Source organism: Kamptonema sp. PCC 6506 (assembly GCF_000180455.1).
Taxonomy (GTDB): domain Bacteria; phylum Cyanobacteriota; class Cyanobacteriia; order Cyanobacteriales; family Microcoleaceae; genus Kamptonema; species Kamptonema formosum.
In genome coordinates this window covers 1-4,916 of record NZ_CACA01000049.1, presented here as the reverse complement: position 1 = coordinate 4,916, position 4,916 = coordinate 1, and the positions used below count along the sequence as shown (strand labels likewise).

Annotated in this window: 2 protein-coding genes and 1 riboswitch; of the genes, one reads left to right on the top strand and one right to left on the bottom strand. The window is 45.7% G+C overall.

What is annotated here, in order from left to right:
- Nucleotides 1-3 precede the first annotated feature (3 nt).
- A complete protein-coding gene (locus OSCI_RS02575; RefSeq protein WP_007353292.1) occupies nucleotides 4-1,008 on the bottom strand; it encodes a zinc-dependent alcohol dehydrogenase family protein in 1,005 nt (334 codons plus the stop codon).
- Between the two features lie 455 nt (nucleotides 1,009-1,463).
- On the opposite strand from OSCI_RS02575, the gene OSCI_RS02570 reads away from it, so the two are divergent.
- Nucleotides 1,464-4,364, top strand: coding sequence for a sensor domain-containing protein (locus OSCI_RS02570; protein WP_007353290.1), 2,901 nt, complete (start codon nucleotides 1,464-1,466; stop codon nucleotides 4,362-4,364).
- A gap of 110 nt (nucleotides 4,365-4,474) precedes the next feature.
- Nucleotides 4,475-4,622, top strand: a riboswitch (cobalamin riboswitch).
- The last annotated feature ends 294 nt before the right edge of the window (nucleotides 4,623-4,916 follow it).

The following is a 4,916-nucleotide window of genomic DNA, read 5'->3' as shown; positions in this document are numbered from 1 at the left end:
CTATCAACTATCAATTACCAAAACAATCTTACCAGTCATCGAGCCCGATTCGAGCAACTTATGAGCCGCTACAGCTTCTTCCAAAGGGAAAGTTTGACCTACATGAATTTTCAGTAAACTGTTATCTATCCAGCGAGAACACTGCTCTAAAATCTTAGCTTGCTGTATTTGTTCCTCCACTAATCCTTCCAACATTGGTGTTAGCATCAATTCCAAACTAATTCGCAGATTTCGCAACCTCGCTATCTTCAAATTTCCTAAAGCTGAATTGGGTTCCAAAATTGTCACCACATCTCCGTAAATCCGAACGCAGGGAAATGATTGATAAAAAGTTTCGTCACCTACCGTATCAAAAGCTAAGTCTACTCCTTGCCCTTGAGTCCAACCTAAAACTTCATCGACTACATCTCTATTTTTGTAAATAATCGGCAAGTCGGCACCCAATTCCGTAACAAAATTAGCTTTTTCTTCAGAACTAACCGTCGTGCAAACATCTGCACCTTGCAATTTTGCTAACTGGATAGCGACATGACCAACCCCGCCAGCACCGCCATAAATTAATGCCTTTTGACCAGTTTGTAACCGTCCGCGATCGTAAAGTGATTCCCAAGCTGTGATTAAAACTAAAGGCGCAGCGGCCGCTTCAGCAAAGCTAATTGAAGATGGTTTTCTGGCAACAAACTTCTCGTCTATAACCACCAATTCCGTGTAAGTTCCAGTTGGGCCGCCCAAACCGCCATTACAGAAATAAACTTCATCTCCAACTTGGAAAAGTTGAACTCCAGCACCTACAGCTTCGACAACACCAGCACCGTCACACCCCAAAATGTGAGGAGTCTCGTCTTGTTTTAAAGTGCCTCGCTGTCGTAATTTAGTATCAATAGGATTGACACCCGCTGCCCGCAGCCGCACCAATAGTTCTGTATCTTTCTGAATAGTTGGGGCGGGAATGTCCACCATTTGCAGGACTTCCGGGCTTCCGGGTGTATCAAAAGCGATCGCTTTCATAAAAATATTTTGGCAATTCTGACTTGGGATCTGCTGTTCGATTCGATCGATTTGCCGATCGTACCTCAAATCGGCGCAGTGCGACAATTAGATTCTATGCTTTTGCCCGTCCCCCTGCTGCTGGGACTTGCCGCTAGGTTTCCAGGCTCCCTCGACTGTACTGTGAGCAAATGCACATCAATCTCGTAAGTTGGGCCACTGCCATACATCAGCTTAATTGCTAAGGTGGTTGCACCATTTATTGCTTACGCCAAACTATCCGTAACGCCGCCTTCTAGGCAGTTATGCCACTCTAAGGGAAAACGGCATTACGTAAGTAACGCTTAAGTCCTAACTGAGTCAGTAGGACGGGATTAAATAGAGGAACTTTGCATTAGTCACTCCTTCTTACTCATAACTTAGTTATTTTTAAATAGATTGGTTTTAGGTAACTGCTGTCATCAAGGTGCTGATCCATGTTCGAGCTCGACCCATTTCTATCCAATGGGATTCCTGCATACCTTCTGGGGTTGTTGGTGACTTTCGCGATCGCGTTAATAGCCTACACAAACAAAGGACTGCTAAAATCTACCACTGTTACAGTCGGAACTATTAGCGATCGCTCTTTTGCTATCGGCAATTTCTGGACAAGCGATCGCCTTGTACTTCCTCGACAACTACCACCCTCGAAAACTTTAGCTGCTTGGCAGTGTAACAGTCAAGAGGAAAGCAGCGCTACAGGAAGCGACCTTGTGAAGACCGGGGCGCAGTCATTGTTAGCGCAGGAAATAGCGGCGGTAAATCTCACCATTGAGGAGCAACAGCGCCTAGAAGCCGCACTCCGTACCAGCGAGGCAAAATACCGCGCTTTGAGCGAGCAAATTGCCGCTGTCACCTATATCGCCCCTCTAGAGCGTCCTAGTCATCGGCTCTACATCAGCTCACAAATTGTCAAACTATTGGGCTATTCTCTGGAGGAATGGAAGGCTTGTCCGAATTTACTATCTAAAATTCTCCATCCCGATGACCGCGATCGCCTCCTAGTAGAAGACGCAACCCGCCGCGCCGCCTCTGTAGGCAAAGAAAGCATCAACGACCAATCGTTTACTGTAGAATATCGCGCGATCGCCAAAAACGGTCGCGTACTGTGGTTTTGCGATCGCGCAGTAGCAGTCCGCGACGAAGTAAATCAGTCGATTTTCCTTCAAGGTTTGATGTTAGACATCACCGAGAGCAAAGTCACCGAAAGAGCATTACAAGAGAGCGAATATCGGTATTACACCTTAGCAAAAATGCTACCAGTGGGGATTTTTCGCACCGAAACCGCTGGCGAGTGCTTGTATGTTAACCCCAGATTTTGCGAGATGGCGGGGCTAACTCCCGCAGAGGCGCTCAAATCCGGGTGGGTGCGATCGCTACATCCTGACGATCGCGATCGCGTTTTAACCGCCTGGTATCGAGCGATTACAGAAAAAATGCCTTTCAAGTTGGAATACCGCTTCCAAAAAGGCTCGGAGGTGACATGGGTATATTGTCAAGCCGTACCAGAAGTAGAAAAAAACGGCGAAGTTACTGGCTATTTGGGTACTCTCACCGATATTACCGATCGCAAACAAGCAGAAGAAAGCTTAAAACGAGCTGAAGAGAAATATCGCAGCATCTTTGAGAATGCGATCGAAGGAATTTTTCAAAGTACCCCAGAGGGACGCTACCTCAGCGCCAACCCCGCCTTATCCAAAATCTATGGCTACAACTCCCCAGAAGAATTAATCGAACAAATACAAGACATCAAAACCCAAGTTTACGTTAACCCCAGACGTAGAGCTGAATTCGTGCGCGAAGTTGAGACCAAGTGTTCTATATCTGAATTTGAGTCCGAGGTTTACTGCGCCGATGGTAGCACGATTTGGATTTCGGAGAATGCGCGGACTGTTCGCAACAACAACGGCGAATTGCTTTACTACGAAGGCACTGTTGAAGATATCACCGTCCGCAAAATGGCTGAGGAGAAATTACTCCATGATGCTCTCCACGATACTCTCACAGGTCTGCCTAACCGAGCTTTATTTATGGATCGGCTGGGACACGCGATCGAACTGGGTAAGCGACGGCCAGAAATTTTATTTGCTGTACTGTTTATCGACCTGGATCGCTTTAAAGTCGTCAACGACAGTTTAGGGCATTTAGTGGGCGACCAACTACTAATCGCGATCGCCCAGCGATTGAAAATATGTCTGCGTACAGGAGATACTGTTGCCCGCCTGGGCGGAGATGAATTTGCAATTTTGTTAGAAAATATCAAAGATGCTAGCGATGCCACCATCATTGCCGAGCGAGTCCAAAACGAACTAGCAGCACCTTTCCACTTAAGCGCCCACAAGATATTTAGCAGCGCCAGCATTGGCATTGTCTGTTCCGGTTTAGCCCCATTCAGAGATGGCGAAGCTACCACCTTACCCCATCTTCAATGTCCAATTTTATACGATCGCCCCGAAGACTTACTCAGAGATGCAGATGCTGCCATGTATCATGCCAAAGCACAGGGTAAAGCTCGCCATGAAATATTTGACATGAGTATGCACACTCGCGCTGTGGCACTTTTGGAACTAGAAAATGACCTGCGCCGCGCTGTCGAGCGTCAGGAATTTCAGTTGTATTATCAGCCCATAGTCTCTCTCGTAAACGGTAAGATTAGCGGTTTTGAGGTACTATTACGCTGGCAACATCCTCAGCGCGGTTTAGTAACACCAGCAGAGTTCATCCGCGTAGCAGAAGAAACTCGGCTAATTGTACCCATTGGTTGGTGGATGCTCCGCTCAGCTTGCCACCAAATGTACCAATGGCAACAAGAATTTCCTACAGATCCACCTTTAACTATCAGCGTTAATCTTTCTAATCAACAATTTACGCAGCCAGATTTGATCGACCAAATTAGAAAAATTTTACTAGAAACCGATCTTAATCCCCGCAGTTTAAAACTAGAAATTACTGAAAGCGTGATTATGGACAATGCCGAATCAGCAGCAGCTTTGCTACTGCAATTGAGAGCTTTGGAAATTCAGTTATATATCGATGATTTTGGCACAGGCTATTCGTCGCTTTCTCGTCTGCACAGTTTCCCAACTGATGCTTTAAAAATTGACCGAGCTTTTGTCAGTAGGATGGCTGACGATGAAGGGAACGAAGCGATCGTACAGACAATATTAATCTTAGCAGGTCATTTAGGTATGGATGTAATTGCTGAAGGAGTCGAAACAGCAGAACAATTAGCTCAGCTTAGAGCATTACAATGTGAATACGGTCAAGGATATTTCTTCTCAAAACCAATAGACTGTAATGCGGCTACGGTGCTAGTAGCAGCTCAACCCCAATGGTAAGAAGAAGGAAGAAGGAAGAAGGAAATAGTTGTGGTAGGAGGGGGCTGCTATCATCCTTAATTCTAAAGCCAAAAATAAAATTTTTTCCTAAAACACATAAAAGTGTGCTATAGTCTGAAAATTCACTCGGTTCTAGCGGGGAGCAGCCGCTAGAGGTAACGGGGAAAGTTCGGTGTAAATCCGTCGCTGTCCCGCAACTGTAAGGAGACAAAACCTGTCTCTAAAGTCAGAATGCCCGCCGAAATTTAGATAACTTTTGAACGCATCTGCGAGGTACGGATGAGCGGTAAATTTAATGTAACTGTAGGCGATATACGCGCCCTCTTTGTCTGCCCAAACTTCGCCAGCATTTGGAAAGAGAGAAAGCGAAGTAAAGGCACAAGAAAAAAATATTAGGACAAGTTTCCCAATCAGCAAAATAGTGGAACTTGCCCGATATTTTTGGCATTCAATAATTAAGAGTTTACCCAATCTTCGTAAGGCCGCCCTCTATGCGGTATATTCATCGGCCAAAGGGCGGCGTTACGGATATCTCCAAGTAAATAATTCCTT